13 protein-coding genes are annotated in these 13425 nt (G+C 66.6%); 10 read left to right on the forward strand and 3 right to left on the reverse strand.

Annotated elements, in window-relative coordinates; genetic code table 11:
* The first annotated feature begins 10 nt into the window (after positions 1 to 10).
* A complete protein-coding gene (locus XH93_RS19070) occupies positions 11 to 1015 on the forward strand; it encodes an inorganic phosphate transporter (protein WP_194474732.1) in 1005 nt (334 codons plus the stop codon).
* On the opposite strand, the gene sugE is transcribed toward XH93_RS19070, so the two are convergent.
* Positions 1016 to 1330, reverse strand: a complete 315-nt coding sequence (gene sugE, locus XH93_RS19075) for a quaternary ammonium compound efflux SMR transporter SugE (RefSeq protein WP_139861248.1) — start codon at positions 1328 to 1330, stop codon at positions 1016 to 1018. It lies immediately after the preceding gene.
* A 156-nt stretch (positions 1331 to 1486) separates the two neighbouring features.
* Here sugE and XH93_RS19080 point away from each other — a divergent pair, with 156 nt between their 5' ends.
* From XH93_RS19080 to XH93_RS19120, 9 genes are all read left to right on the forward strand, one after another.
* Positions 1487 to 3106: a peptide chain release factor 3 gene (locus XH93_RS19080; RefSeq protein ID WP_194474733.1), complete on the forward strand. Its 1620-nt coding sequence runs from the start codon at positions 1487 to 1489 to the stop codon at positions 3104 to 3106.
* A 262-nt stretch (positions 3107 to 3368) separates the two neighbouring features.
* Positions 3369 to 3986, forward strand: coding sequence for a hypothetical protein (locus XH93_RS19085; protein ID WP_194474734.1), 618 nt, complete (start codon positions 3369 to 3371; stop codon positions 3984 to 3986).
* A 64-nt stretch (positions 3987 to 4050) separates the two neighbouring features.
* Positions 4051 to 4635: an NnrU family protein gene (locus XH93_RS19090; protein ID WP_194474735.1), complete on the forward strand. Its 585-nt coding sequence runs from the start codon at positions 4051 to 4053 to the stop codon at positions 4633 to 4635.
* A gap of 2 nt (positions 4636 to 4637) precedes the next feature.
* Positions 4638 to 5459, forward strand: coding sequence for a 3-methyl-2-oxobutanoate hydroxymethyltransferase (panB, locus tag XH93_RS19095; RefSeq protein WP_194474736.1), 822 nt, complete (start codon positions 4638 to 4640; stop codon positions 5457 to 5459).
* A 2-nt stretch (positions 5460 to 5461) separates the two neighbouring features.
* A complete protein-coding gene (locus XH93_RS19100; protein WP_194474737.1) occupies positions 5462 to 7066 on the forward strand; it encodes a class I adenylate-forming enzyme family protein in 1605 nt (534 codons plus the stop codon).
* 399 nt (positions 7067 to 7465) lie between these two features.
* The gene (locus XH93_RS19105; RefSeq protein WP_194474738.1) at positions 7466 to 8122 is read left to right on the forward strand and encodes a tetratricopeptide repeat protein; all 657 of its coding nucleotides are present in this window, start codon (positions 7466 to 7468) and stop codon (positions 8120 to 8122) included.
* Positions 8123 to 8155: 33 nt separating this feature from the next.
* Complete coding sequence (locus XH93_RS19110; RefSeq protein WP_194474739.1) at positions 8156 to 8728, forward strand: hypothetical protein; 573 nt, start codon at positions 8156 to 8158, stop codon at positions 8726 to 8728.
* A gap of 135 nt (positions 8729 to 8863) precedes the next feature.
* Positions 8864 to 10246, forward strand: coding sequence for a ribosome biogenesis GTPase Der (gene der, locus XH93_RS19115; RefSeq protein WP_194474740.1), 1383 nt, complete (start codon positions 8864 to 8866; stop codon positions 10244 to 10246).
* The gene (locus XH93_RS19120) at positions 10243 to 11481 is read left to right on the forward strand and encodes a TCR/Tet family MFS transporter (protein ID WP_194474741.1); all 1239 of its coding nucleotides are present in this window, start codon (positions 10243 to 10245) and stop codon (positions 11479 to 11481) included. Before der ends, XH93_RS19120 begins: the two co-directional genes overlap by 4 nt.
* An 18-nt stretch (positions 11482 to 11499) precedes the next feature.
* On the opposite strand, the gene XH93_RS19125 is transcribed toward XH93_RS19120, so the two are convergent.
* On the reverse strand, positions 11500 to 11886 hold the full coding sequence (locus tag XH93_RS19125; protein ID WP_194474742.1) for a nuclear transport factor 2 family protein: 387 nt from the start codon (positions 11884 to 11886) through the stop codon (positions 11500 to 11502).
* Between the two features lie 207 nt (positions 11887 to 12093).
* Complete coding sequence (locus tag XH93_RS19130; RefSeq protein WP_194474743.1) at positions 12094 to 13320, reverse strand: ABC transporter substrate-binding protein; 1227 nt, start codon at positions 13318 to 13320, stop codon at positions 12094 to 12096.
* Between the last annotated feature and the right edge of the window lie 105 nt (positions 13321 to 13425).

Raw genomic sequence — 13425 nt, forward strand, 5'->3', positions numbered from 1 at the left:
GGCGGGTCAGGTGGACGCTACGCTGGGCCTTCCTGTCCTGGTCATCCTGATCGCGGTTGCGCTGCTGTTCGACTTCCTGAACGGCCTGCACGACGCGGCGAACTCAATCGCGACCATCGTCTCGACCCGCGTGCTGCGGCCGCAATATGCGGTGTTCTGGGCCGCCTTCTTCAATTTCATCGCCTTCCTGGTATTCGGGCTGCACGTCGCCAACACGATCGGCACCGGGATCATCGAGCCGTCGGTGGTCGACACCACGGTGATCTTTGCGGCGCTGATCGGCGCGATCGTCTGGAACCTGATCACCTGGGGGCTCGGTATCCCGTCATCGAGCTCACATGCGCTGATCGGCGGCCTGGTCGGCGCGGGGATGGCGAAGGCGGGGATTTCGGCGGCGGTGTGGAGCGGGCTTTCGAAGACGCTGCTCGCGATCGTGCTGTCGCCGCTCGTCGGCTTCCTGCTGGCGCTGCTGCTGGTCGGGATCGTGTCCTGGCTGTCGGTGCGCTCGACGCCGTTCGCGGTCGATCGCGCCTTCCGCATCCTGCAATTCGCCTCGGCCTCGCTGTATTCGCTCGGCCATGGTGGCAACGACGCGCAGAAGACCATGGGCATCATCGCCGTGCTGCTCTACTCGCAGGGCCATCTCGGCGAGACTTTCGAGATCCCGTTCTGGGTGGTGCTGGCCTGCCAGAGCGCCATGGCGCTGGGCACGCTGATGGGGGGCTGGCGGATCGTGCGCACCATGGGCCTGCGCATCACCAAGCTGACGCCAATGCAGGGCTTTTGCGCCGAGACCGGCGGCGCCGTGACGCTGTTCATGGCGACCTATCTCGGGGTTCCCGTGTCCACGACCCACACCATCACCGGCGCGATCGTCGGCGTCGGCGCCGCACGGCGGCTCTCCGCCGTGCGCTGGAATGTGGCGAGTTCGATCGTCTATGCCTGGGTGATTACGATCCCTGCGTCGGCGGCGGTTGCGGGGCTGACGTACTGGGTCGTGCAGATCTTGAAATAACTACCCGACGAGTTTCAGGCCGACGATGCCGGCGACGATCAGCCCGATGCTGGCAAGGCGCAGCGCGGTCGCTGGTTCGCCCAGCAGGAAGATGCCGAGTGCCGCGGTACCGACCGCGCCGATCCCGGTCCAGACCGCATAGGCGGTTCCGATCGGCAGCGTCTTGAGCGCGACGCCGAGCAGGATGACGCTGCCGGCCATGGCGGCCAGCGTCAGCGCCGACGGCACCAGCCGCGAAAACCCTTCGGTGTATTTCAGGCCGATCGCCCAGCCGATTTCGAGCAGGCCAGCGGTAAACAGAATGGCCCAAGCCATCACGAACCCTCCAGATAAGGCAGGGTCGTCCCCGCTGATGGTGCGATGAGGAGAAGGTCGTCCTTCCGCCCCCCATATGGGGATGGTGCGGCCGTTCCGCATTGCGACAAAACGCCCTTGATTGCGCCCGTTTTCCCTGCCAAACGCTGCCCCGCCATGTCCGATACCGCTGTCACAACCGAATCGCCGACCCGCACGCCGCTTTCCGAGGAAGTGGCGCGGCGCCGCACCTTTGCGATCATCTCGCACCCGGACGCCGGCAAGACCACGCTGACCGAAAAGCTGCTGCTGTTCGGCGGCGCCATCAACCTGGCCGGCCAGGTCAAGGCCAAGGGCGAGCGGCGCAACACCCGCTCGGACTGGATGAAGATCGAGCGCGAGCGCGGCATCTCGGTCGTCACCTCGGTGATGACCTTCGAGTTCAACGATCTGGTGTTCAACCTTTTGGACACGCCGGGCCACGAGGACTTTTCCGAAGACACCTACCGCACCCTGACCGCGGTCGATTCCGCCGTGATGGTGATCGACGCCGCCAAAGGCATCGAGGCGCGTACCCGCAAGCTGTTCGAGGTGTGCCGCCTGCGCGATATCCCGATCATCACCTTCATCAACAAGATGGACCGCGAGAGCCGCGACACCTTCGAGCTCCTCGACGAGATCGAGAAGACGCTGGCGCTCGATACCACGCCGATGACCTGGCCGGTCGGCCGCGGCCGCGACTTCCTCGGCACCTATGACGTCGTCAATGGCGGCGTGCGGCTGCTCGAGGGGGGCGGCGCCAAGACCGGCGCGACCGAGCAGATCGACATCGCCGAGCTCGGCGCGCGCAATCCCAATCTCGACGTCGCCACCGTCAAGGACGAGCTCGAGCTGGCCTCCGAGGCCTGCAAGCCGTTCGAGCTCGCCGCGTTCCGCGAGGGCCATCTGACGCCGGTCTATTTCGGCAGCGCGCTGCGCAATTTCGGCGTCGGCGATTTGCTCGAAGGCCTCGGCAAGTTCGCGCCGGCGCCGCGCGCTCAGGACTCCGACCTGCGCAAGGTCGAGGCGGCGGAACCGCGCATGAGCGCGTTCGTGTTCAAGATCCAGGCCAACATGGATCCGAACCACCGCGACCGCATCGCCTTCGCGCGGCTGTGCTCCGGAAAACTCAGCCGCGGCATGAAGGCCAAGCTGGTGCGCACCGGCAAGAACATGAGCCTGTCGAGCCCGCAATTCTTCTTCGCCCAGGACCGCTCGGTGGCCGACGAGGCGTTTGCCGGCGACGTCGTCGGCATTCCCAACCACGGCACTTTGCGGATCGGCGACACCCTGACCGAGGGCGAGGATCTGACCTTCGTCGGCGTGCCGAGCTTCGCGCCGGAAATCGTCCGTCGCGTCCGCCTTACCGACGCGATGAAGGCCAAGAAGCTGAAGGAAGCGCTGCAGCAGATGTCGGAGGAGGGCGTCGTGCAGGTGTTCCGCCCGCGCGACGGCGCGCCGGCGCTGGTCGGCGTGGTCGGCCCGCTGCAGCTCGACGTGCTGAAGGCGCGGCTCGACGCGGAATATTCGCTGCCGGTCGAGTTCGAGATTTCCGAGTTCTCGCTGGCGCGCTGGATCTCCTCCGACGACCGCAAGAAACTCGACGCCTTCATCGCCGCCAATAATTCCGGCATCGCCGACGACGTCGACGGCGATCCGGTGTTCATGGCCAAGAACGAGTTCTATCTCGGCTACACCCGCGAGCGCGCCGAGGGCATCACCTTCTCCAACGTCAAGGACGTGAAGAAGAAGGCGTAAGCGCCGTAGATGCGGGCGTAGCGCCGCATACTTGGCGCCGCATACTCACTGTCGTCCCCCGGCTTGACCGGGGGACCCAGTACGCCGCGGCCTTTCGATCGACCACTGCCGTCCCTGGAATACTGGATCGCCCGGTTTAACCGGGCGATGACAGCGGAGTTAGGGGCTGCACCGCGGCACACGCGAGGACGTGAACGCCGCCCCGCTTGATGTGCCTTGGCGGCGGTAGCATTTTCTGCGGAGCGCACTCAGGATCGCTCGTATGCTCCGACGCATTGCCATCTGCCTCACCCTAGCCGTGCTGGCCCTCTGCGTCGCGAGGGCAGCGAACGCCCAGCAGGGCGTTAATCCGGTGCCGTTTGCGCACACGCCGTGCAGCGTGCTCGACAACGAACCCTGCACGCCGTCCACTTGCAGCGTGTTCAACCACGGGCCGTGCCTGCCGGAGATGGATTATCCGTATGGCGAAAATCTGCAGCTCACGATTTTGACCGTGCCGCCGCAAGACCAGGCCGAGAAGTACCGCAAGCCGGACCATGATCTCAATACCATCGGCGACCTGTTCGCCGCGCTGCGCAGTTGCTGGTCGCCGCCGCCGGCCGACAACGCGCGCGAGGGCATGCAGATGTCGGTGCGATTCAGCTTCAAGCGCTCCGGCGAGATGATCGGCGCGCCGCGGCTGACCTTTTCCACCAAGGGCGTGCCGGCCGACACCCGCACCACCTATCTCAACGCCATCAACGCCTCGCTCAAGGAATGCCTGCCGCTGAAATTCTCCAGCGGGCTCGGCGGCGCGCTGGCCGGCCGCCCGATCATGATCCGCTATGTCGACAACCGCGAGCTGGCCAAGACGGCGGACAGGCCGGCCGGCAAGCCGTGATACATTGCGCACGGCCCGGTGAAGGTGATACGCGAGGGCAGCAATAATTCAGGGGAGGAACTTGGTGGGACTGCTCGTCATGATCCTGGGTCTCGTGCTGTTCCTCGGCGTCCATGTGCTGACCTCGCTGCGCGACCTGCGCGCTGGCCTGGTCAAGGCGATGGGCGAGGGCGGCTACAAGATCGTCTATTCGCTGGTCGCCATCGCTGGGTTCGTCCTGATCATCTGGGGCTATGGGCACTACCGCTCGACCGGCTGGATCGACGTCTGGACGCCGCCGACAGCGCTCAAGCACATCACGGTGGCGCTGATGCTGCCGGCCGTGATCCTGGTCGTCGCCTCCTACATCCGCGGCCGCATCTACACCACGCTGAAGCATCCGATGCTGGCCGGCGTCAAACTGTGGGCGGCGGCGCATCTGCTCGCCAACGGCGACCTCGGCTCGATCATCCTGTTCGGCTCGTTCCTCGCCTGGGCGGTCTATGACCGCATCTCGCTGAAGCGCCGCGCGGATGCCGGTGCGCCGCCGATCCCGGTGGGCGGGCCGACCAACGACCTGATCGCGATCGCGGTCGGTGTCATCGCGTATCTGGCGCTGGCGTTTGCGTTCCATCCGGTCGTGATCGGCGTGCCTGTGATGGGAGCCTGACGATGTCCGTTCAATCCAACATCCGGCGCAAGACCGCGCCCGATCTGCGCGCCCGCAAGAACGGCGAGCCGATCGTGATGCTGACCTCGTACCACGCCCACACCGCGGCGCTGGTCGACAAGCATTGCGACGCCATTCTGGTCGGCGACTCCCTCGGCAACGTCATGCACGGCTTCGAGACCACGGTGCCGGTGACGCTCGACATGATGATCCTGCAGGGCCGCGCGGTGATGCGCGGCTCGCAGGCGGCGCTGGTCGTGGTCGATATGCCGTTCGGCTCCTACGAGGGCTCGAAGGAGCAGGCGTTCGCCTCCGCGGTGCGCATCATGAAGGAAACGCTGTGCGGCGCGGTCAAGCTCGAGGGCGGCGTGCGGATGGCGGAGACGGTGGCGTTCCTGTCCGAGCGCGGCATTCCCGTGATGGGCCATATCGGGCTGACCCCGCAATCGATCAACACGCTGGGCTCGTTCCGCGCCCAGGGCCGCGACGAGGCGAACTGGGCGCCGATCGAGGCTGATGCCAAGGCGATCGCCGAGGCCGGTGCGTTCTCGATCGTGGTCGAGGCCGTCGCCGAGCCGCTGGCGCGCAAGATCACGCAGTCGATCGCGGTGCCGACCATCGGCATCGGCGCGAGCGCGGCCTGCGACGGCCAGGTGCTGGTGCTGGAGGACATGCTCGGCCTGTCGCCGCGTGCGCCAAAATTCGTACGGCGCTATGGCAATCTCGGGCCGATGATCGAGGAGGCGATCGCCGGCTATGCGCGCGACGTCAAGAGCCGCGCCTTTCCCGGGCCGGAGCATGTCTACGGCATGAAGAAGGGCTGAGCATGGACTGGTCGCAGCACGCCATTCCGCCCATGCGGCTCGAGCCGCGCTTCGGTGACCGTGTCGTGCCGGCCTTCGTGGATCGGCCCGCCAGCCTGTGGGCGATGATCGCAGACGCGGTGGCACAGAACGGCGGCGGCGAGGCGTTGGTGTGCGGCGACATCAGGATCAGCTGGCACGAGGTCGCGCGGCGCGCGGCCAAGGTCGCGGCGGGCTTTGCCAAGCTTGGCCTCAAGCCCGGCGACCGCATCGCGATCCTGCTCGGCAACCGCATCGAGTTCGTGCTGACGATGTTTGCGGCCGCCCATGCCGGGCTGGTCACGGTACTGCTATCGACGCGCCAGCAGAAGCCCGAGATCGCCTATGTGCTGAACGACTGCGGCGCCAGGGCGCTGGTCCACGAGGCGACGCTGGCCGAGCGCGTCCCCGATGCGGCCGATATCCCCGGCCTCGCGCATCGCATCGCTGTGAGCGACGACGCCGCCTCGCAATTCGCGGTGTTGCTCGACCATCCGCCGGCGCCTGCGCCCGCCGCGGTGAGCGAAGAGGATACCGCGATGATCCTCTACACCTCGGGCACCACGGGGCGGCCGAAGGGCGCGATGCTCGCCCATTGCAACATCATCCACTCCTCGATGGTGTTCGCCTCGACGCTGAGGCTGACGCAAGCCGATCGCTCGATCGCCGCGGTGCCGCTGGCGCATGTCACCGGCGCTGTCGCCAACATCACCACCATGGTGCGCTGTGCCGGCACGCTGATCATCATGCCCGAGTTCAAGGCGGCGGAGTATCTCAAGGTCGCCGCACGCGAGCGCGTCAGCTACACCGTGATGGTGCCGGCGATGTACAATCTCTGCCTGCTGCAGCCGGATTTCGACAGCTACGATCTGTCGAGCTGGCGCATCGGCGGTTTCGGCGGCGCGCCGATGCCGGTCGCGACCATCGAACGGCTCGACGCCAAGATTCCCGGCCTCAAGCTCGCCAACTGCTACGGCGCGACCGAGACCACGTCGCCCTCGACGTTGATGCCGGGCGAACTCACCGCCGCCCATATCGACAGCGTCGGCCTGCCGTGCCCCGGCGCCGAGATCATCGTCATGGGGCCTGACGGCCGCGAGCTGCCGCGCGGCGAGATCGGCGAGCTCTGGATCCGCAGCGCCTCGGTCATCAAGGGCTACTGGAACAATCCGAAGGCGACCGCGGAAAGCTTTACCGACGGCTTCTGGCACTCCGGCGATCTCGGCTCGGTCGATGCGGAAAATTTCGTCCGCGTGTTCGATCGCCAGAAGGACATGATCAATCGCGGCGGGCTGAAGATCTATTCCGCCGAAGTCGAGTCGGTGCTCGCCGGCCATCCCGCCGTGGTCGAGAGTGCGATCATCGCAAAACCATGCCCGGTGCTCGGCGAGCGCGTGCATGCGGTGATCGTCACCCGCACCGAGGTCGATGCGGACGCCTTGCGCGCTTGGTGCGCCGAGCGTCTGTCGGACTACAAGGTGCCGGAGACCATGACACTGACCACGACGCCATTGCCGCGCAACGCCAACGGCAAGGTGGTCAAGCGGCAGCTCAGGGAGACGCTGGCTGCAGGCCAAGCCCCGGCATGACGGGCGGGATGTGGCCGATAGCCGGCCGTCGCAGGGGCGCGCTGGCAAAATGCCGAAAAACAACCCCATGCAAAGTAGGCGGCGGCCGGCGTTCGAGTTAGGCCACTGTCCGTAGCGGGCGACTGTCCGTAGCGGGCGACTTGACACGTCGGGCAACTCACCTGTAGCCTTCCAATATTCCGAAATCGCGCAACCGCCGCCTCGCTCCCGGTAAGCGGGAGAGGGAGCCGACACCGTTTCGGTGTGGCCGGCGGCAAACCTCCACCGTTAACGCTTTGATCCGCCTCGCTTTGCCTTGCCACCGCCACACCATTAGGGTAACGCCGCCGCGATGTGGGGATCGGGCAGGGGCTGGGCTCCACCGATAGCAGCGGTCCCGAGGGGATGGGATAGCCTTAAGTGTCTGAATTATTTGATGAAGTAGACGAGGAAGTCCGTCGCGAACGGCTCCAGAAGCTGTGGGACAAGTACTCGCTGCATATCATTGCGCTGGCGATCCTGATCGTCGCGGGCGTCGGCGGCTGGCGCGGCTATGAGTATCTCGAGGCTAAGAAGGCGGCCGAGGCCGGTGCGGCGTTCGACCGCGCCGCCGAACTGTCCGAGCAAAACAAGCACGCCGAGGCCGAGGCCGCATTCGCCGATCTCGCCGCCAAGGCGCCGACCGGCTACCGCAACCTGGCGCGGCTGCGCATGGCCGCCGAGGTCGCGACCCGCGACCAGCCGGCGGCCGCAAAACTATATGACGAGATCGCGGCAGACCGCAGCGTCGGCGGGCCCGAGCAGGACCTGGCGCGGATCCGCGCAGCGCAGCTTGTGATGGACACCGCGACCTATCCGAACATGCTGCAGCGGCTGGAGGCGACGGCGACCGCGAAGGACTCGACCTTCCGCCACACCGCGCGCGAGATGCTGGCGCTGTCGGCCTGGCGCGCCAACGATGCCACCGCCGCGCGGCAGTGGCTCGACCAGATTGCCAATGACGGCGACACGCCGCCGAGCCTGCGCTCGCGCGCCGAGGCGCTGCAGGCGTTGCTGCCGCCGGTCGCAAAAAGCTGACCGGCGAAACCTGATTTGACTGAGAGATCGACCATGCGCCGCTCGCAACGCCTGATCGCAGCCGCAATCGTCGCCGCGCTATGCAGCGTGCTGGCCGGCTGCGGCGGTGGCGGGATGGCCAATTTCGACCCGAGCGATCTGCTCGACTTCCTCGACACCAAGAAGAAGCTGCAGGGCGACCGCAAGCCCGTCTTCCCCGAAGGCGTGCCCGGGCTCGAGCAGGGCGTGCCGAAGGATCTCTACAAGGGCAACCAGCAGGACTCGCTCAATCCGCCGCCGGACCCGGCCACCGCCACGGCCGCTGCGCCCGCGACGCCGGCTGAACCGCCGAAGGGCGCCAAGAAGCACAAGTCCAAGCCGGCTCCAGCCGCCGCCAGCACCGAGCCGGCGTCGGATCAGGCCGCCGCTCCCGAGGCGGCAGCGGAGGAGGGCGCATCCCCCGCGCTGCCGCCCGAGCCGAAGCCGAAGAAGATCGTCCGCCGCCGCACCACGGCGCCGCCGCCCGATAGCGCGCCGGCGCAGCAGCCGGCGGCAACCGCCCAGACCACGCAACAATCGGGCGGGTCGTTCCCGGCACCGCTCCCGAGCGGCAGCTTCTCACGCTAGCTGGATTCCACCTCGCCCCGCTTGCGGCGAGAGGAAGAGACGGCCGATCATTTGCTTCGACCGGCCGTTGCTCATGCTGTAGGTCTTGTTGCAGCCCGGTGAGCCGCCCGTCGCCGACCGCACCTTGGATAATTCATGTCTTTCACCATCGCCATTATCGGCCGGCCCAATGTCGGGAAGTCGACGCTGTTCAACCGGCTGGTCGGCCAGAAACTGGCGCTGGTCGACGACGAGCCCGGGGTGACGCGCGACCGCCGCGAGGGCCAGGCCAGGCTGTACGATCTCGACTTCACCATCATCGACACCGCGGGCCTCGACGAGGGCGCCAAGGGCTCGCTGACGGCGCGGATGCAGGAGCAGACCGAGACCGCGATCGCGCTCGCCGACGCGCTGATGTTCGTGATCGACGCCCGCGTCGGGCTGACGCCGACCGACCGCGCCTTTGCCGACTTCGCCCGCAAGGCCAACAAGCCGGTGGTGCTGATCGCCAACAAGGCCGAGGGCAAGCATGGCGAGATCGGCGCGATGGAATCCTACGCGCTCGGCCTCGGCGATCCCGTGCAGATTTCCGCCGAGCACGGCGAGGGCATGGGCGACCTCCACGAGGCGCTGAGCGCGCTGATGCCCGAGACCCCGGAAGCCGAGGACGAGGTTGAGGACGACGCGGACATTTCGGAGGAGGAGGCCGCGCAGCGCCCGATCCGGGTCGCCATCGTCGGCCGGCCCAATGCCGGCAAGTCGACGCTGATCAACCATCTGCTCGGCGAGGAGCGGCTGCTGACCAGCCCGGAAGCCGGCACCACCCGCGATTCCATCGCGGTCGAGATCACTTGGCAGGGCCGTGCCTTCCGCGTGTTCGACACCGCAGGGCTGCGCCGCCGCTCGCGGATCGAGGAGAAGCTGGAAAAGCTCTCGGTCGCCGACGCGCTGCGCGCGGTGCGCTTCGCCGAAGTCGTCGTGCTGATGATGGACGCGCAGAACAAGTTCGAGGAGCAGGACCTGCGCATCGCCGATTTGATCGAGCGCGAGGGCCGCGCCATCGTGCTTGCGGTCAACAAATGGGACCTGGTCGAGCGCAAGCCGAACCAGATTTCGGCGCTGCGCAGCGATGCCGATCACTGGCTGCCGCAGGTCAAGGGCGTGCCTGTTGTCGCCGTCTCCGGCCTGATGGGCGAGGGTATCGACCGCTTGATGACCGCGATCCAGGAGGCCTATGCGATCTGGAACCGGCGCTTGCCGACCTCGGCGCTCAACCGCTGGTTCGAGCAGGCGATCCAGGCCAATCCGCCGCCGGCGGTCTCGGGCCGCCGGCTGAAGCTGAACTACATCACGCAGGTGAAGGCGCGGCCGCCAAGCTTTGTCTTGTTCTGCTCGCGTGCCGACGCGATCCCACAATCCTATCTGCGCTACCTCACCAACAGCCTGCGCGAGACCTTTGAGCTGCCGGGCACGCCGGTGCGCATTACGCTGCGCGAGAAGGCCAATCCGTTCGCCCACAAGCGCAAGCGGCCGTCGTGAGCGGGGCGAGCGGTATCACCGACGCGCCGCCGGCGCGCGGCGCCGCCGTGATCTTCATCTTCGTCACCATCCTGCTCGACACGCTCGCGCTCGGCGTGGTGATCCCAATTCTGCCGAAGCTGATCGAGGGGTTCGTCGACAACGACACCGCGAGCGCGGCGCGCATCTTCGGGCTGTTCGGCACGATCTGGGCGCTGATGCAGTTCATCTTCTCGCCGGTGCTGGGCGCGCTGTCCGATCGGTTCGGCCGCCGGCCGGTGGTGCTGCTGTCGAACTTCGGGCTTGCCGCCGACTATGTGGTGATGGCGCTGGCGCCGACGCTGAGCTGGCTGTTCATCGGCCGGATGATCTCGGGCGTCACTTCGGCCAGCATCTCGACCGCGTTCGCCTACATCACCGATGTCACCGCGCCGGAGCAGCGCGCTGCGATCTTCGGCAGGATCGGCGTCGCCTTCGGCGCGGGCTTCATCTTCGGGCCGGCGCTGGGCGGCCTGCTCGGCCAGGTCGATCCGCGGTTGCCGTTCTGGGTCGCGGCCGGCCTGAGCTTTGCCAACGGCCTCTACGGCCTCTTGATCCTGCCGGAATCGTTGCCCGTTTCGCGCCGGGCGCGGTTCCGCTGGCGCAGTGCCAATCCGATCGGCGCGCTGCATCTGCTGCGCTCGAACCGGGTGCTCGCCGGACTGTCGCTGGCGAACTTCTTCGCCCAACTCGCCCATGTCGTGCTGCCCTCGGTGTTCGTGCTCTACGCGACCTATCGCTACGGCTGGGACACCGGCACCGTCGGCGCGACGCTGGCGCTGGTCGGCGTCTGCGCCATGATCGTGCAGGGCGCGGCGATCGGCCCGATCGTCACGCGGTTCGGCGAGCGCAACACGCTGTTCCTCGGGCTCGGCTTCGGCGCGGCCGGCTTCTTCATCTTTGGCGCGGCGCCGACCGGGCCGACCTTCTGGATCGGCATTCCCGTGATGGCGCTTTGGGGTGTCGCGGGCGCCGCGACCCAGGCGCTGACCACCCGGCTGGTCGCGGCCGATCAGCAGGGCCAGCTGCAGGGCGCCACCACCAGCGTGCAGAGCGTCTCGCAGCTGATCGGCCCGTTCCTGTTCACGCTGACCTTTGCGTATTTCATCGGCGGCAGCGCGCCGCTGAAAATGCCCGGCGCGCCGTTCTATCTGGCCGCCGCGCTGCTGCTGCTGGCGCTCGCAATCGCTTGGAGGGCGACATCGCATAAACCGTAGGATACGGCACCCCGCGAGCTATTCGCCCGCCGGCACCGAATGGTGCTCGTGCATGATGCGCCATTCGCCGTCGATCCTGCGCAGCCCGGTGGTCAGCCTGAACTGAAACGCAGCGTCCGGAGGACCGCACCGCATCACCGCGACGGCAAAGGCGACGTCATCGCCGGCCGTGATCGCGATCTCCTCGATATCGAACGCGTGTGAAGGCTTGTGATAGCGGAAGAACAGGTCCCAGGTTTTCCGATATTCATCCAGCCCGCGCGATTGAAACGGCGGCGGAACATCGAACATCAGGATGCTTGGGTCATGATGGGCGAGAACGCCCGGATAATCGTGCCGGCGGACCGCGTCCGTCCAGGCATCGATAAGCGCCCTGATTTGCGTCTCGGCTTCGTGCTGCGTCATGGCTTTCGCTCCGCGTGCTGGCTGGCCTGCTCCCCGAGGACGAAGGGCAGGGCGCATATCCGACACGTGGAGAAAATTTTTTGAGGCGCAGGGCGCGCAAAGCGCAGGGCCTGTAGGGTGGGTTAGCGAAGCGTAACCCACCGACTTCGTGACCGCGGAGACAATGGTGGGTTACGCCTTCGGCTAACACACCCTACGCAGCTCGCCTTATTTCTTCAGCAGCGGACAGTCGCTGGCCTCGAGCGGCTTGGCGGCGTCTTCCGGTGCGATGGTGGCGATCAGCTTGTAATAGTCCCACGGATATTTCGACTCTTCCGGCTTCTTCACCTCGAACAGATAGGCCGGGATCAGGCGGCGGCCGTCGGCGCGCAGCGGGCCCTTGCCGAACAGGGGATCGTCGGTCGGCAGCTCCTTCATCTTGGCGACGACCTTGGCGCCGTCGTGCGGATTGCCGCCGAGCGCTTCCATCGCCTTCAGATAATGCAGCACCATCGCGTAGGCGCCGGCCTGGGTCATCGACGGCATCGGGTTCTTGCTGGCCTGCGCCGAGAAGCGCTTCGACCAGGCGCGGGTCTGGTCGTTGAGGTCCCAGTAGAAGGATTCCGTGAACGTCAGGCCCTGCGCGGTCTTCAGCCCGAGCGAGTGCACGTCGTTGATGAACAGCAGCAGCGCCGCCAGCTTCTGGCCGCCGGAGACGATGCCGAACTCGGCGGCCTGCTTGATCGAATTGGTGGTGTCGCCGCCGGCATTGGCGAGGCCGACGACCTTGGCCTTGGACGACTGCGCCTGCAGCAGGAACGAGGAGAAGTCGGCGGTGTTGATCGGATGCTTGACGCCGCCGAGCACCTTGCCGCCATTGGCGGTAACGACTGCGGAGGTGTCGCGCTCCAGCGCGTGACCGAAGGCATAGTCGGCGGTGAGGAAGAACCAGGTGTCGCCGCCGGCCTTGGTCAGCGCCTTGCCGGTGCCGTTGGCCAGCATGTAGGTGTCGTAGGTGTAGGACACCGTGTTCGGCGTGCAGGCCTTGCCGGTCAGGTCGGCGGTGGCGGCACCCGAATTCAACAGGACGATGTTCTTCTCCCTGGCGAGATTGTTGACCGCCAGCGCGACGCCGGAATTCGGCGTATCGGCGATCGCGTCGACCTTCTCGTTGTCGATCCACTGCCGGGCAAGGTTGACGCCGACGTCGGGCTTGTTCTGGTGATCGCCGCTCAGCACGTCGATCTTCCAGCCCTTCTTGAGCAGGCCGGAATCCTCGACCGCCATCTTGATCGCGACCACCGAATTCGGGCCGCCGATGTCGGCATAGAGGCTCGACATGTCGTTGAGCACGCCGATCTTGACGGTCTTGTCCTGCGCGAAGGCGGACGTCGAAAGGCCGAAAGCGGCACAGGCAAGCAATGCGGCGCAGCGCCGCGCGAACGTCGTTGTCATGAAAAATTCCCTCCACTGTCAAAAGCCCGGACAGCCCTCTTGCGGAGCCTTTTTGCCGGTCGCTCGGTTCCCGCTTAGCCTTTCCTTGGGCCAGCGGCAATCCGC

The organism is Bradyrhizobium sp. CCBAU 51753 (assembly GCF_015291565.1).
GTDB classification, from domain to species: Bacteria; Pseudomonadota; Alphaproteobacteria; order Rhizobiales; family Xanthobacteraceae; genus Bradyrhizobium; species Bradyrhizobium ivorense.